Source organism: Nocardioides sp. CPCC 205120, assembly GCF_048654585.1.
Classification (GTDB): domain Bacteria; phylum Actinomycetota; class Actinomycetes; order Propionibacteriales; family Nocardioidaceae; genus Nocardioides.
In genome coordinates this window covers 1-14,535 of the sequence record NZ_JBMCYY010000002.1, presented here as the reverse complement: position 1 = coordinate 14,535, position 14,535 = coordinate 1, and the positions used below count along the sequence as shown (strand labels likewise).

The 14,535-nt window shown below is 75.4% G+C and carries 12 protein-coding genes; 1 reads left to right on the top strand and 11 read right to left on the bottom strand.

Going from position 1 to position 14,535, the window contains the following annotated elements; all coding sequences use genetic code 11:
* Positions 1 to 100 precede the first annotated feature (100 nt).
* The 11 genes from ACOACO_RS11100 to ACOACO_RS11050 form a co-directional block, all read right to left on the bottom strand.
* Complete coding sequence (locus ACOACO_RS11100) at positions 101 to 2,770, bottom strand: DEAD/DEAH box helicase (RefSeq protein ID WP_420296344.1); 2,670 nt, start codon at positions 2,768 to 2,770, stop codon at positions 101 to 103.
* The gene (gene xerD, locus ACOACO_RS11095; protein WP_420297217.1) at positions 2,767 to 3,696 is read right to left on the bottom strand and encodes a site-specific tyrosine recombinase XerD; all 930 of its coding nucleotides are present in this window, start codon (positions 3,694 to 3,696) and stop codon (positions 2,767 to 2,769) included. Before xerD ends, ACOACO_RS11100 begins: the two co-directional genes overlap by 4 nt.
* Entirely contained in the window at positions 3,693 to 4,376 is a 684-nt protein-coding gene (locus tag ACOACO_RS11090; protein WP_420296343.1) for an NUDIX domain-containing protein, read from the bottom strand. The genes xerD and ACOACO_RS11090 overlap by 4 nt, the downstream gene beginning before the upstream one ends.
* Positions 4,377 to 4,380: 4 nt before the next feature.
* Positions 4,381 to 6,045 (bottom strand): CTP synthase, encoded by a 1,665-nt coding sequence (locus tag ACOACO_RS11085; RefSeq protein ID WP_420296342.1) that lies wholly within the window; start codon positions 6,043 to 6,045, stop codon positions 4,381 to 4,383.
* A 32-nt stretch (positions 6,046 to 6,077) separates the two neighbouring features.
* The gene (locus ACOACO_RS11080) at positions 6,078 to 6,962 is read right to left on the bottom strand and encodes a copper transporter (RefSeq protein ID WP_420296341.1); all 885 of its coding nucleotides are present in this window, start codon (positions 6,960 to 6,962) and stop codon (positions 6,078 to 6,080) included.
* Positions 6,959 to 8,149 (bottom strand): putative cytokinetic ring protein SteA, encoded by a 1,191-nt coding sequence (gene steA / locus ACOACO_RS11075; RefSeq protein WP_420296340.1) that lies wholly within the window; start codon positions 8,147 to 8,149, stop codon positions 6,959 to 6,961. The genes ACOACO_RS11080 and steA overlap by 4 nt, the downstream gene beginning before the upstream one ends.
* 110 nt (positions 8,150 to 8,259) lie before the next feature.
* Positions 8,260 to 10,065: a DNA repair protein RecN gene (gene recN / locus ACOACO_RS11070; protein ID WP_420296339.1), complete on the bottom strand. Its 1,806-nt coding sequence runs from the start codon at positions 10,063 to 10,065 to the stop codon at positions 8,260 to 8,262.
* Positions 10,058 to 11,122 carry an NAD kinase gene (locus tag ACOACO_RS11065; RefSeq protein ID WP_420296338.1) on the bottom strand — a complete coding sequence of 355 codons (1,065 nt, stop codon included), beginning with the start codon at positions 11,120 to 11,122 and terminating at the stop codon, positions 10,058 to 10,060. The genes recN and ACOACO_RS11065 overlap by 8 nt, the downstream gene beginning before the upstream one ends.
* Positions 11,119 to 11,919 (bottom strand): TlyA family RNA methyltransferase, encoded by an 801-nt coding sequence (locus tag ACOACO_RS11060; RefSeq protein WP_420296337.1) that lies wholly within the window; start codon positions 11,917 to 11,919, stop codon positions 11,119 to 11,121. The genes ACOACO_RS11065 and ACOACO_RS11060 overlap by 4 nt, the downstream gene beginning before the upstream one ends.
* A gap of 9 nt (positions 11,920 to 11,928) precedes the next feature.
* On the bottom strand, positions 11,929 to 12,135 hold the full coding sequence (locus ACOACO_RS11055; RefSeq protein WP_420296336.1) for a hypothetical protein: 207 nt from the start codon (positions 12,133 to 12,135) through the stop codon (positions 11,929 to 11,931).
* A gap of 10 nt (positions 12,136 to 12,145) precedes the next feature.
* Positions 12,146 to 13,183, bottom strand: coding sequence for an HAD-IIA family hydrolase (locus ACOACO_RS11050; RefSeq protein WP_420296335.1), 1,038 nt, complete (start codon positions 13,181 to 13,183; stop codon positions 12,146 to 12,148).
* A 50-nt stretch (positions 13,184 to 13,233) separates the two neighbouring features.
* On the opposite strand from ACOACO_RS11050, the gene ACOACO_RS11045 reads away from it, so the two are divergent.
* Positions 13,234 to 14,361: a DUF1015 family protein gene (locus ACOACO_RS11045; protein ID WP_420296334.1), complete on the top strand. Its 1,128-nt coding sequence runs from the start codon at positions 13,234 to 13,236 to the stop codon at positions 14,359 to 14,361.
* Positions 14,362 to 14,535 lie beyond the last annotated feature (174 nt).

Here is a 14,535-nt window from a genome sequence, read left to right as displayed (position 1 = left end):
GGTGCTGCGGGCAGGTCGGCGCGCACCGGGCCCGGGGACCCGGGTTTGTCGACTCGGCGACACGACCCGCGGGCGACTCTACAACCGCCCCCACCCCGCGTCAGCGGCGCCGCACCGCCGTGGTGAGCAGCAGCAGCTCGCCGGTCTCGTCGGTCGCGTCGAGGTCGACCGCCGACTCGATGATCCAGTCGTGGTGGCCGGCCGGGTCGTCGAGCACCTGCGTCACCCGCAGCAGCCGCACGACCGGCGCGTCTTCCCCGTCGGGGTGGCCCGGCGCGGGGCCGCGGTCCTCGACCACGTCGAGCATCGCGGGCCCGCGGGCGTCCGCCCCGGTGCGCACCTCGTCGTGCTCGGCGAAGTACTCCTCGAGCGCCGCGTCCCACACCGAGCGGCCCACGAGCACCTGCCGCGGCGGGTCGACGCGGTCGGCGGCGAGCCGCTCGGCGCGCACCAGCCCGTCGAGGTCGTCGCGGGCGAAGCGCAGCACCCGGGCGAACGCGGCGTTGCGCACCATCACGCGCAACGCGGGCTGCGCCGACAGCGGGCGGCTCCCCCCGGGCACCGGGGCGACGCCGGCGGCACGCTCGGCCGCGGCCCGCCGTACCGCCTCGGGGTCGTCCGAGCCGAGCGCCTCCCACTCGTCGACCAGGCTGGAGTCGGTCTGGCGCACCGTCTCCCCCAGCCAGGCCACGATGTCCTCGAGCTCGTCGGTGCGGTGGGCGGCGGGCACGGTGTTGCGCAGGGTGCGGTAGGCGTCGGAGAGGTAGCGCAGCACCACGCCCTCCGAGCGCGCCAGCCCGTAGCGGGAGACCAGGTCGGTGAAGCTCATCGCCTGCTCGTACATCTCGCGCACGACGGACTTCGGCGACAGCGCGTCCTCCGGCAGCCACGGGTGGGCCGTGCGGTAGACCTCGTAGACGCCCTCGAGCAGCTCGCGCAGCGGCTGCGGCCACGTGATCTGCTCGAGCAGCGCCATGCGCTCCTCGTACTCGATGCCGTCGGCCTTCATCTCGGCCACGGCCTCGCCGCGCAGCGCGAACTGCTGGGCCATCAGCACCTGGCGCGGCGGGTCGAGGACGGCCTCGATCGTCGAGACCACGTCGAGGGTGTACGTCGGGGACTCCGGGTCGAGCACGTCGAGCGCGGCGAGCGCGAAGTGCGCCAGCGGCTGGTTGAGGGCGAAGTCGACCGGCAGCGCCTCGGTCAGCACGTACCGGCGACCGTGGACGTCCGGCTCGTCGAGGCGGCGCACCACCCCGGACGTCAGCAGGCTGCGGGTCAGGCGCAGGGCGCGCCGGGCCAGGCGCAGCTGGTTGCGCCGGTCCTCGTGGTTGTCCGTCAGCAGGCGACGGAGCACGGGGAAGGCGTCCTCCTGGCGGGCGAGGACGGCCAGCAGCATGGCGTTGGTGATCCGCATCCGCGAGGCGAGCGGCTCGGGCGCCCCGGCGACCAGCTTGTCGAAGGTCTGCTCCGACCACACGATCGTGCCCTCGGGCGGCTTGCGCAGCTGCGCCTTGCTCTTGCGCTTTGCGCGCTTCTCCTCGCCCATCGCGGCGTTCTTGGCCTCGGCCTTCGCCTTGGCCCGCTCGTTCTCGATGACGTGCTCGGGCGCCTGCACCACGACGTACCCCATCGTGTCGAAGCCCGCCCGGCCGGCGCGGCCGGCGATCTGCAGGAACTCGCGGGTGCGCAGCACGCGCTGGCGCGAGCCGTCGAACTTGGCGAGGCCCGTGAAGAGCACCGTGCGGATCGGCACGTTGATGCCCACCCCGAGCGTGTCGGTGCCGCAGATGACGGCGAGGAGGCCCTCCTGGGCCAGCTGCTCGACGAGGCGGCGGTAGCGCGGCAGCATCCCGGCGTGGTGCACGCCGATGCCGGAGCGCAGCAGCTTCGAGAGCGTCTTGCCGAAGCCCGCGCCGAAGCGGAAGTCGCCGAGGTGCGCCGCGATGCGGGCCTTCTGCTCCTTCCACGCCTCGTCGCGCCGGCCCGTCAGCACGGTCAGCCCGCCGGGACCGACGAGGCTCACGGCGTGCTCGACGGCCGCGGCCTGGGTGAAGTGCACGACGTAGACGGGCGCCTGCCGGGTGGAGACGAGCTCCTCGAGCGTCTCCCCCACCGGGGTCAGCGACCACCGGAAGTCGAGCGGCACGGGGCGCGGCGCATCCGCGACGAGCGCGGTCTCCCGGCCGGTGCGGCGCGTCAGGTCCTCCCGGATCGCCGTCGTGTCGCCCAGCGTGGCGGACATGAGCAGGAACTGGGCGTGCGGCAGCGTCAGCAGCGGCACCTGCCAGGCCCAGCCGCGGTCGGGCTCGCCGTAGTAGTGGAACTCGTCCATGACCACGAGGCCGACGTCGGCTCCCTCGCCCTCGCGCAGCGCGAGGTTGGCCAGGATCTCCGCGGTGCAGCAGATGATCGGCGCGTCCGCGTTGACCGCGGCGTCGCCGGTGAGCATGCCGACGTTCTCGGCGCCGAAGAGCGCGCAGAGGTCGAAGAACTTCTCGCTGACGAGCGCCTTGATGGGCGCGGTGTAGAAGCTGACGCGGTCCTGGGCGAGCGCAGCGGCGTGCGCAGCGGCGGCGACGAGGGACTTGCCCGACCCGGTGGGCGTGGCCAGCACGACGTTCGCCCCGCCCAGCAGCTCGAGCACGGCCTCGTCCTGGTGGGGGTACAGCGGTACGCCGCGCTCCTGCGCCCAGGCGGCGAACCCGTCGTACAGGGCGTCGGGGTCGGGGCCCGCGGCGTCGACGACGGCGAGCAGCGGCTCCTTCACCGGGCGCGGGGGTGCGCGAGGGCGAACGCCTCGCGCAGGTTGTCGACGGTCACGAGCGTGTAGATCTGCGTCGTGGTCACCGAGGCGTGGCCGAGGAGCTCCTGCACGACGCGGACGTCGGCGCCCCCGTCGAGCAGGTGGGTGGCGAACGAGTGGCGCAGGGTGTGCGGCGACACGTCGGCCTGCACGCCGGCGCGGTCGGCGGAGCGGACGAGAACCGTCCAGGCGCTCTGCCGCGACAGCCGCCCGCCGCGGGCGTTGAGGAAGAGCGCGGGCGTGCCGCCGCCCGTCGCGACGAGCTCGGGACGGGCGCGCACCAGGTAGCGGTCGAGGGCGTCGAGGGCGTACGACCCGACGGGCACGATGCGCTCCTTGCCGCCCTTGCCGCGCAGCCAGACGGTGCCCTCGGTGCGGTCGACGTCGTCGACGTCGAGGCCGACCGCCTCGGAGATCCGCGCGCCCGTGCCGTAGAGCACCTCCAGCAGCGCGCGGTCGCGCAGAGCGAGCGTCGTGCCCGCGGCGCCGGCAGCGTCCAGGATCGCCTCCACGTCGCTCAGCGGCAGCGCCTTGGGGAGCCGCTTGGTCGGCGTCGGCGGCTTGACCTCGGCGGCGGGGTCGTGGGTGACGAGGCCGTCGCGCAGCGCGAACCGGTGGAACCCGCGCACGGCGACGAGCGTGCGCGCCGCCGAGCTGGCACCGAGCGGCGGGTGCGCGTCGTCGCCGGTGCGCAGCGCGACGAGGAAGTCCGCGACGACCGGCGTCGTGACCGCGTCGAGGGTCGTGATGCCGCGGGCGGCGAGGTGGGCGGCGTACCGGCGCAGGTCCCGGCGGTAGGAGACCAGGGTGTTGCGCGCCGAGCCCCGCTCGACCGTGAGGTGGTCGAGGTAGATGGCGACGGCGCGCTCGACGGCGACGGCCGCGCTCAGGACGTCGGCTCCGGACCGGCCGGGGCGACCCCGTCGGGGGCCGCGCCGCGGGTGCGGCGCGCGTGCAGCACGAGCACGGCGATCACCACGGGCGCGTCGGTGATGCGGCCCGCCAGCACGCCGTCGAGCAGCTCCGCGAAGGGCACCCACAGCATCTCCATGTCGGCCTCCTCGTGCTGGAGCACGAAGTCGCCGCGGTCGGTGGCCCGCAGGCCCTCGGCCAGGAAGATCGAGGCCTTCTCGCTGCTGATCCCGGGCGAGGGGTACGTCGTGACGAGGTGCGTCCAGCGCTCCGCCTCGTACGCCGCCTCCTCGCGCAGCTCGCGGCGCGCGACCTCCAGCGCCGGCTCCCCCGCCACGTCGAGCAGGCCCGCGGGCAGCTCGACGAAGCGCATGCCGGCGGCGTGGCGGTACTGGCGCAGGCACAGCACGCGGTCCGCGTCGTCGACCGCGAGGATCACCGCGGCGCCGGGGTGCTCGAGCACGATCCGCCGGAACGGCGCCTCGTCGTCGGCGCCGGGGCGGCGGATCCGGTCGGCCCGCAGCGCGACGACCCACCCGTCGCGGTGGAGGTCCTCGCTGGACTCCACCGGCCAGGCGGCCGGCTCGTCCCGGAGCCCGCCGGGCTCGCCGGGCTCCCCGGTGCCGCCGGGCCCGGCCGCGCGCTGCTCGTCCGTCACCGGGTCACTCGCCTCCGTCGATCGGGATGAGCAGCTCGCGCTGGCGCACGAGCGCCGCCCGCACCAGGCCCGCGAAGAGCGGGTGCGGGCGCGTCGGGCGCGACATCAGCTCGGGGTGCGCCTGCGTGGAGACGTAGTACGGGTGCACCTCGCGCGGCAGCTCGACGAACTCGACCAGCTCGTCGTCGGGCGAGCGGCCGGAGAACACGAGCCCGGCCTCCTCCAGCTGCGCGCGGTAGGCGTTGTTGACCTCGTAGCGGTGGCGGTGGCGCTCCTCGACCCGGCCGGTGCCGTACACCTCGCGCACGATCGAGCCCTCGGCCAGGTCGGCGGGGTAGAGCCCCAGCCGCATCGTGCCGCCCAGGTCGCCGGCCCCTTCGACGTACGCCGCCTGCTCGGCCATGGTCGCGATGACCGGTTCCGGGGTGGCGGGGTCGAACTCGGTCGAGTCGGCGGCGCCGAGCCCCGCCACGTTCCGCGCGTACTCGATGACCATGCTCTGCAGGCCCAGGCACAGCCCGAGCGTCGGTACGCCGTGGGTGCGGGCGTGCGTCAGCGCGCCGAGCTTGCCCTCGAGGCCACGGATGCCGAAGCCGCCGGGCACGCAGATCGCGTCGACGTCCTCCAGCGCGCGGGCGGCACCGGCCGGCGTGGCGCACTCGTCGGAGGGCACCCAGCGCAGGTGCACCTTGGCCTCGTGCGCGAACCCGCCGGCGCGCAGCGCCTCGGCGACGGACAGGTAGGCGTCGGGCAGGTCGACGTACTTGCCGACGAGGGCGACCGTGACCTCCTCGGCCGGGTGGTGCACGCGGCGCAGCAGGTCGTCCCACGAGGACCAGTCGACGTCGCGGAACGGCAGGTCGAGGCGGCGCACGACGTAGGCGTCGAGGCCCTCGCGGTGCAGCACCTTCGGGATGTCGTAGATCGAGGGCGCGTCGGCGCAGGTGATGACGGCCTCGTCGTCGACGTCGCACATGAGCGCGATCTTGCGCTTGATGGAGACCGGCAGGTCGCGGTCGGCGCGGCACACGACGGCGTCGGGCTGGATGCCGATCGAGCGCAGGGCCGCCACGGAGTGCTGCGTCGGCTTGGTCTTCAGCTCGCCCGACGGGCCGATGTAGGGCACCAGCGACACGTGGATGAAGAAGCAGTTGTCGCGCCCGACCTCGTGGCGCACCTGGCGCGCCGACTCGAGGAACGGCTGGGACTCGATGTCGCCGACCGTGCCGCCGATCTCGTGGAGGACGACGTCGACGCCCTCCCCGCCCATGGCGAGCATCCGGTCCTTGATCTCGTTCGTGATGTGCGGGATGACCTGGACCGTGTCGCCCAGGTAGTCACCGCGCCGCTCACGCTGGATGACGGTCGAGTAGACCTGCCCCGTCGTGACGTTCGCGATCTGGTTGAGGTCGGTGTCGAGGAACCGCTCGTAGTGACCGATGTCCAGGTCGGTCTCGGCCCCGTCGTTGGTGACGAAGACCTCGCCGTGCTGGAAGGGGTTCATCGTGCCGGGGTCCACGTTGAGGTACGGGTCCAGCTTCTGCATCGTCACCGTCAGCCCGCGGGCCTTCAGGAGGTTGCCGAGGCTGGAGGCCGTGAGCCCCTTGCCGAGGGAGGAGGCGACGCCCCCGGTGACGAATACGTGCTTCGTGGGCGTCGAGTGCTTCACGGGCTTCCACCCTACCCGAGATCCGGCGGCGCTCAGCCGACGGGAACGGCGCCGTCGGCCCCGGAGGCGCCGAACGCCCCCGTGGTGCCGTCCAGGGCGGCCGCCAGGGCCAGGACCGTGGACACCTGGCCGACGGTCGTGTCGCCGCCGTCGACGGTGCTCACGCCCTCCACCTCGGAGCGCAGCTGGGCCAGCGTGCCGTCCTCGCCCGACGCGGTGGTGCCGACGACGACCTCGCCCGCGGCGGCTGCGGCGAGACCCTCGGTCAGGCCCGCCACCAGGGCGTTGGCCTGCGGGTCGTCGCGGTCCTCGCCGAGCACGACGAGCACGAGCGGCACCCGGCCGGGCGCCGTGGCCGGGCCGTCGAGCATCTCGCCGGTGCGCAGCGCCTCGAGGATCGTGCCCGCGGCGGCGTCCGCCTCCTCGCCCTCGGCCTGCGTGCTCGCGATGGCCCGGCCGACGAGGCGGCCGACGCGCTCGTGCGAGGGCAGGTCGCTCGGCACGGTCTCCGCGAGCTCGAGGTCCTCGACGAGGCGGGTGGCCAGGGAGTCCGCCATGCCCTGGTCGTCGGGCAGCGTCAGCCGCTCGCGACCGTCGTACCGGGCCGCGACCTGGGCGCCCGCGGCCTCGACCTGGCCGACGACGCCGTCGACGACCTCCGGGTCGGCCCCGGCCAGCGTCACCAGGGCCACCTGCTGCCCCGAGAGCCGCTCGCCGTAGAGCGCGGGCGCGGCCCTGGCCGCGAACTCGTCGCCGTACGACGCGCGCAGCCCGTCGTCGGAGCGGGTGGTGCTCGGGGCGGCCGCCGGCTCGTTGCGCCCGACCTCCGAGAGCGGGCCCCCGCCGAGGACGACCCCGACCGCCAGGGCGGCGAAGACGGCGACGAGGGTGACGAGGTGCTGGCGGAACGTGATCACGAGAAGAGTCCTTGCAGGTAGTCGACGAGGTCGCGGGCCCGGGAGGCGAGGTCGTCGCCCCACTCCTGGCCCACGGGCGTCACGGAGATGGCGGCGACGAGGGCGACGAGGCCCACGAGCACCAGCAGGAGCAGGTGCACCGGGCGCACCCGGCCGGAGTAGAGCGTCGGCACGGCCGCCGCGTCCACCAGGCGGGGGCCGACCTTCAGCCGGGTCAGGTAGGTGCTGGCGAGACCGGCGCGCTGCCGGTCGAGGAAGTCGTGGAGGGTCGCGCCGACGCCGACGCCGACGATGACCGAGGCCTCCTGGCGGTCGGCCACGAGCAGCGCGACGTCCTCCGCCGTGGCCTGCGTCTGCACCTTGCGGGGGCGCACGCCGAGCCGGTCGAGCTGGGCGGACGCCTCCCGGCTGATGCCCTCGGGCACGACGGCGATGACGTCGGTGGCGGCCTTGAGCGCCTTGGTGGTGGGCAGCGCGGCGTCGAGGCCGCTGCTCAGCACGACCACGTCGGCCGGACGGCCGGCCTCGAGCAGGTCGTCGGCGGCGCGGTCGACGCCGACGAGCACGGGGCGCTGCTCGCGCAGGAAGCGCGACAGGCCCTCCAGCTGCGCCGCGCTGTCCTCCCCGCGGACGACGACCACGACCGGGCGGCCCTCGATGGGGGTCGCGGGCAGGGGAACGCCCTGGCCGTGGAGCAGGAGGTCCTGCTCGCGGCGCAGGAACTCGCTGGCGTTGTGGGTGAAGGTGTCGAGCTGGCTGGTGAGGCCCTCGCGGGCCGCCTCGAGCTGGCGCGTGACGAGGGCCGCGTCGACCGCGCGCCCCGTCGCGACCGCCTCGGCGGCGTCGCCGACGTACACCCGGCCCTCGTGCACCCGCACGCCGGCGCCGTCGCGCAGCCCGCCCACGGAGCCGAGCTCGTCGACGACGACCACGCCGGCGTCGACCAGCACCTGGGGGCCGCGGTTGGGGTAGCGCCCGGAGATCATCGACTGCAGGTTGAGCACCGCGACGACACCGACGTCGACCAGCGACTGGGCCGTCGAGCTGTCCATGTCGACCAGGTCGACGACGGCCACGTCCCCCTTCCGCAGTCGGGGCAGCAGCGCCGAGACGCGTCGTCCGACGCGTGCGGTGCCGGTCGTGCCGGGGAGGACGTCGTGGCCGTCGGATCGGGTGCGCAGTCTCATGACCCGTCCATGGTGACAGCGCCCGGGCCCCGCGGGCGGCAAGCGGGACGGGCGCGTCGCGGTGCCCTCCGTCTCGTGCCGCGGCTGCCCCCGGCGGCGCTCCCGGGGCCTCAGGCGCGGGCCGCGGCCGCGCGGTCCTGCGCGGCGCTGGCGAGCAGCTCGCGGGCGTGGGCGACGGCGGTGTCGGAGGACTCCAGCCCGGCCAGCATCCGCGAGAGCTCGTGCTCGCGCGCGGTCTCGTCGAGGACCGTGAGGCCCGAGCTCGTCACGGAGCCGTCGCTCTCCTTGCGCACCAGCACGTGGGTGTCCGCGTACGCCGCCACCTGCGGCAGGTGCGTCACCACCAGCACCTGCTTGTGCACGGCCAGGCCCGCCAGGCGGCGCCCGATCTCGATGCCCGCCTTGCCGCCGACGCCCGCGTCGACCTCGTCGAACACGAACGTGGGCACGGGGCTCGTCGCCGCGAGCGAGACCTCCAGGGCGAGCATGACGCGCGAGAGCTCACCGCCCGACGCACCCTTCGTCAGCGGGCGCGGGTCGGCCCCGGTGTTGGCGGCGAGGAGCATCTCGACGTCGTCCAGGCCGTGGCGGGCGAAGCGGAGCACGCGCTCCCCCACCTGCAGCGGCGTGCGCTCGTCGCCGGACGTGGTGCCCGGGGCGTCCGGGGCGTCACCGTCCGCCCCGCCGGGGCCGGGGGCGACCTCCTGCTGCCGCACCTCGATGCGGAAGCGGGCGTGCGGCATCGCGAGGTGGCCCAGCTCGGCCTCCACGCGCTCGGCGAGGCGCCCGGCGGCCTCGGTGCGCGCGTCGCTGAGGCGGGCGCCCACCTCGGCCAGCTGCTCACGCAGCGCGCGGCGCCGCTCGCGCAGCTCCTCGATGCTGTCGTCGGCGGACTCGAGCTCGGTCAGCCGGCGCGCCGAGCGCTCGGACCAGGCGAGCACCTCGGCGATGGTGTCGCCGTACTTGCGGGTGAGGGCGATGAGCGCGGCGCGGCGCTCCGAGACGGCGGCGAGGCGGGCGGGGTCGACCTCGACCCCCGCGGCGTACGACGCCACGTCCCCCGCGAGGTCGGTGACGAGGTAGCCGACCTCGGCGAGGCGCTGGGCAAGCGCCGCGGCCGCCGGGTCGTGCTCGGCGACGCCGTCGAGCGCGCTGCGGGCCGCCGCCATCGCGCCGAGCGCGTCGGGGCTGCCGACCTCGCTGGACAGCGCCTCGCGGGCGGTCTCCGCGGCGGTGCGCAGCTCGTCGGCGTACCCCAGCCGCGACTCCTCCGCGGCCAGCTCGTCCTCCTCGCCGGCGCTGGGCGCGACCTCCGCGATCTGGTCGAGGCCGAAGCGCAGCAGCTCGGCCTCGCGGGCGCGCTCCTGGCTCGAGGCGACGACGTCGGCGAGCTCGCGCTCCGTCGCGACGAGCGCGTCGTGCAGCTCCCGGTACGCCGCGGCGGCCTCCGCGACCCGCGCGCCGCCGAAGCGGTCGAGCGCCTCGCGCTGGGCGGCGGGACGCAGCAGCCGGTGCTGGTCGGACTGGCCGTGCACCGCGACGAGCGGCTGGGCGAGCTCCCCCAGGACGGCGACGGGGACGGTGGCGCCGCCGGCGTACGCCCGGCTGCGACCCTCCGCCGAGATGTTGCGGGCGAGCACGGCGCGGTCGTCCTCGACGACACCGCCGGTCTCCTCCACCGCGGCGGCGAACTCGTCGAGCCCACCGGTGAGCACGACCCCCTCGACGCGCGCGGCCTTGGAGCCCGACCGCACAGCACCGCTGTCGGCGCGACCGCCGAGCAGGAGGCCGAGGGCGGTGACGACCATGGTCTTGCCGGCTCCCGTCTCACCCGTGACGACGGTGAGGCCGGGGCCCAGGGTCAGCGTCGAGGAGTCGATGACCCCGAGCGAGCGGATGCGGATCTCCTCAAGCACCGGGCTCCCCCGTCACCTCGGCCGGCTCGGCCGGGACGGCGGCGGCACCGCCGGGGCTCGCCGGGGTGCTCAGGGCGGCCGTGGCGTCGGTGTCCGCCGCGGTGGCGGCGGTGGCGTCGGCAGCCAGGTCCCGCAGCCGGCGCTCGGCGGCCCCGCGCCAGCCCTCGACGGGCAGGCCGAACTTGGCGACGAGGCGGTCCGCGAACGGCGAGGCGTGCAGCCGCACGAGGCGCACGGGCCGCGTCCCGCGGGTGACCTCGATGCGGGCCCCCTGCGGCAGGTCGACGGTGCGCCGCCCGTCGCACCACAGGACCCCCGCGCTGGCGCCGGGGGTGACGATCTCGACGGCCAGCACCGAGGTCGGCGCCACCACCATCGGGCGGGCGAACAGGGCGTGCGCGGAGATCGGCACCATGAGCAGGGCCTCGACCTCGGGCCACACCACCGGTCCGCCCGCACTGAAGTTGTACGCCGTGGACCCCGTCGGCGTCGCGAGCACGACGCCGTCACAGCCCCACCGCGAGAGCGGGCGGCCGTCGATCTCCAGCACCAGCTCGAGCATCCGCTCGCGGGCGGCCTTCTCGACGGAGGCCTCGTTGAGCGCGAAGGTGCGTTCGACGACCTCGCCGCCCACCACCACGGTGACCTCGAGGGTGAGCCGTTCCTCGGTGGTGTAGCGCCGCTCGACGATCGCCTCGATGGTCGAGGCCACGTCGTCGTGCTCGGCCTCCGCCAGGAAGCCGACGTGCCCGAGGTTCACCCCCAGCAGCGGCGTCCCGGAGGCGCGGGTGCGCTCGGCGGCGCGCAGGATCGTGCCGTCGCCGCCGATGACGACGGCCAGCTCGAGGCCGGCGTCGATCAGGTCGTCGTCCTCGACGACGCGCACGGCGCCCTCGTCGAGGTCGAGGTCGGGCGCCTCGTCCGCCGGCACCAGCACCTCGAGACCGCCGGCGTGCAGCGCGCGGCAGAACTCCTCGGCCACCACGCGGGCGCCGGCCCGGCCGGTGTGGGTGAGCAGGAGGACCCTGCGGGCGTCCGTGGGCACGTCGGTGGTCACCGGGCGACCTCCTCGAGGATGTGGGTGGCGTCGATCTCGGCGGGCCCGCGGCGCAGCCACAGGAAGAACTCGACGTTGCCCGACGGGCCCGGCAGCGGGCTCGTGGCGACGGCGCGCGCGCCCCAGCCGCGGGCGGCGGCGGCGTCCGCCACCGTCGTGACCGCCTCGGCGCGCAGGGCGAGGTCGCGCACCACACCGCCCTTGCCGACGCGGTCCTTGCCCACCTCGAACTGGGGCTTCACCATCAGCGCGAGGTCACCGTCGGGCGCGGTCACCGCCAGGAGCGGGTCGAGCACCAGCACGAGCGAGATGAACGACAGGTCGCCCACGACCAGGTCGACGGGCCCGTCGGTGGTGGTGAGGTCGAGGTCGCGGATGTTGGTGCGGTCGCGCACGACGACGCGCGGGTCCTGCCGCACCGACCAGGCGAGCTGGCCGTAGCCCACGTCGACCGCGACGACCTCGGCGGCCCCGCGGCGCAGCAGGACGTCGGTGAAACCGCCGGTGGAGGCGCCGGCGTCCAGGCAGCGCCGACCCTCGATGAGGAGACCGGCGGGGCCGAAGGCGTCGAGGGCGCCGACAAGCTTGTGGCCGCCGCGGGAGACGTACTCCGGACCGCCCGGGTCCTCGCGCACCACGATCGCCGCGTCCGTCGTCACGCCGGTCGCGGGCTTGGTCGCGACGACGCCGGCGACGCTCACGCGACCGTCGGCGATGAGGGTGCTGGCGTGCTCACGGGAGCGGGCGAGGCTGCGACGCACGAGCTCGGCGTCGAGCCGCAGGCGGCGGGGAGGCATCGAGCGGGGTCACCCGGCCGTCGTGCCGTCGAGCACGCGGCGCAGACCGGCGTGGACGCTCTCGAGGACGGCGACGTGCTCGCTGACGGGGGCGCCGTCGAGGGCGGCGAGCTGGGCCACCACCGCGTCGACGTCCGCGTCGCCCGTCGGCTCCACGACGACCGGACCGACGCGGTCGTCGAGGTCGACCGGGGGCGCGGGGCGGGAGTCGGACATGTCGCCGAGGCTACCTGCCGGCACCCCCGTCGTACGGCGGCAGCCCCGGCCTGTGGACGGCGGTGACGTCGGCGGGCTCACCCGTCGTGTCCAGGTGGTGCCACAGGGCGACCGACGCGGCGCGCCACCAGTCCGACGGCGTGCCGGCCGGCTCCGTGCGGGCCTCCACCACCAGGCGCCCGTCCGGGACCGATGCGCTCCAGCCGCCCAGGTCGACGCGGCCGTCGACGACCTCGACCGCGGGCTGCGGCTCGAGGAGCCCGCCCAGGTCGGCGGCGAGGTACGACGGTCGGTGCCCCGCCGCGCACGTCGCGAGGTCGGCGAGCCCGGACACCCCGGTCATGACGAGCAGCGTGGGGACGTCGACCGCGATGCCGCCGTCGATGTCGGTGTCGAGCCGGTCCCCCACCATGAGGGGGCGCTCGGCGGCGCAGCGCTCGATGGTCGTCTCGAGCAGCGGCGGCGACGGCTTTCCGGCCACCTCGGGGGTGACGCCGGTGAAGCCCTGGAGCATGGCGACCAGCACCCCGTGCCCGGGAGCCGGACCGCGGGGCGTCGGGATCGACCCGTCGGTGTTGCTCGCCGTCCACGGCAGTCCGTCACGGATCCGCACGGCGACCGTCATCAGGTCACGCCAGACGACGTCGGGCCCGTAGCCGGTGGCGACGGCGACGGCCTCGTCCTCGGCCCCGACGGGCACCAGCCCGACCTCCTCCAGGGCCTCGACCAGGCCGGCGGCCCCGAGGGCCACGACCCGGGCCCCGGCGCCCCAGCGGGCGTGCAGGCGCACCGCTGCGGCCTGCGCGGACGTGACGACGTCCGCGACCTCCGCGGGTACGCCGACCTCCCCCAGGTGGGCCGCCACGACGCCCGGCGGTCGCGAGGCGTTGTTGGTGACGAAGGCGAGGCGGGTCCCCCGTGAGCGCACCTCCGCCAGGTGGGCGGCGGCGCCCGGCACGCCCTCCCCGCCGACGTACACGACGCCGTCCAGGTCGAGCATGACCAGGTCGTGGGCCTCGCCCAGTGGTCCCTCGGTGGTGGCCAGCACGGGTCGCCCCTTTCGTCGGTCCGGTTGCCGCGGCACCCTACGATGCCTCGGTGGAGCCCGACGACGTGACCATCGCCCCGGCGGTCGGTCCTCCCGTCGAGCTGCACCCCTTCGCCGCGACGCGGCTCTCGCCGGGACGGGTCGGCGACCCCGCGTCCGCCCGGCTCCTCGCCCGGCCCCACCGCGCCGTGCCCGAGCGCATCCAGCGGTGGCGGCGCCTGGGCAACCTGGTGCAGGACGAGCGCCCGGCGCTCTACGTGCACGAGTACAGCAGCCAGGGCCTGGCCGTCCGCGCCGTCGTCGGGCTGGCGTCGGTCCACCGGGCCGCCGCCACGCTGGCCGGACCGGGGATCGTGCCCCACGAGGACGTCGACCGGCACCAGGCCGAGGAGCTCGCCGCACGGATGCACGCCATGCGGGTCAACCCCGCGCCGATCCTCCTCGCGCACCGCGCCGGAGTACCCACCCGCGACCTGGTCGACGCAGCGACGCTGAGCCGCCCCCTGACCGACTACGTGGACCGGGCCGGCCAGCGGCACCGCTTCTGGGCCGTGACCGAGGAGTCGGCGATCGCCGAGCTGGCCGCCTCGTTCCGCGACGCCCGGCTGCTCGTGGCCGACGGGCACCACCGGCTGGCGGCGTACCAGCTGCTCGACGCGGAGGAGTCGGAGCCCGGTTGGGACCGAGGTCTCGTCATGGCGGTGGACCAGTCCGACACCCCGCTCTTCCTGGGGGCCATCCACCGCGTGCTGCACGGCGTGGACGCGAGCGACCTCGTTGGCGCGGTCCGCCGGTTGGGGATCGGCGAGCTCCGCGACCTGGGCGACGCCTCCCCGGTGGTGGGGCTGGACCAGCGGACGCTCGTCATCACCACGGGCGAGCGCTCGTGGGCGGTCACGGTCCCCGAGTCCAGTCCCTTCGCGCCCGTGGAGGTCCTGCACCGGGAGCTGCTCCCCCACGTGCCCGAGCACCGGGTCGAGTTCCACCACACCGCTGAGGCGGCGCTGGCGCGGCTGACCTCCCCCGCGCGCGGCGTCGAGGAGCGCACCGTGGTGCTGGTGCCGGCCCTGACGTACGACGCGGTCGACGCCGTCGTGGCCGCGGGTCGCCGGCTGCCCGAGAAGGCGACGTCGTTTCAGCCGAAGTCCAGCATCGGCGCGATCATGCGGTCGTTCTGAGGCTCTCCGCCGCGCCTCGTCCGAGTGCCCACGGACGGGTCCAGGCCGACCGAGTAGGTTCGGAAATGGCTCTAGGGCGACCCTCCGAAGAGGGTCGCCCTAGGCGAAAGGATGTCCGGCGGCGTCCTACTCTCCCACGACCTCCCGGTCGCAGTACCATCGGCGCTGAGAGGC

Bases quoted from the DNA above. Each gene is read 5' to 3' on its own strand.
- steA (WP_420296340.1), bottom strand. From the start codon at position 8,149: ATGAGACTGCGCACCCGATCCGACGGCCACGACGTCCTCCCCGGCACG.
- ACOACO_RS11060 (WP_420296337.1), bottom strand. From the start codon at position 11,919: ATGCCTCCCCGCCGCCTGCGGCTCGACGCCGAGCTCGTGCGTCGCAGC.
- ACOACO_RS11055 (WP_420296336.1), bottom strand. From the start codon at position 12,135: ATGTCCGACTCCCGCCCCGCGCCCCCGGTCGACCTCGACGACCGCGTC.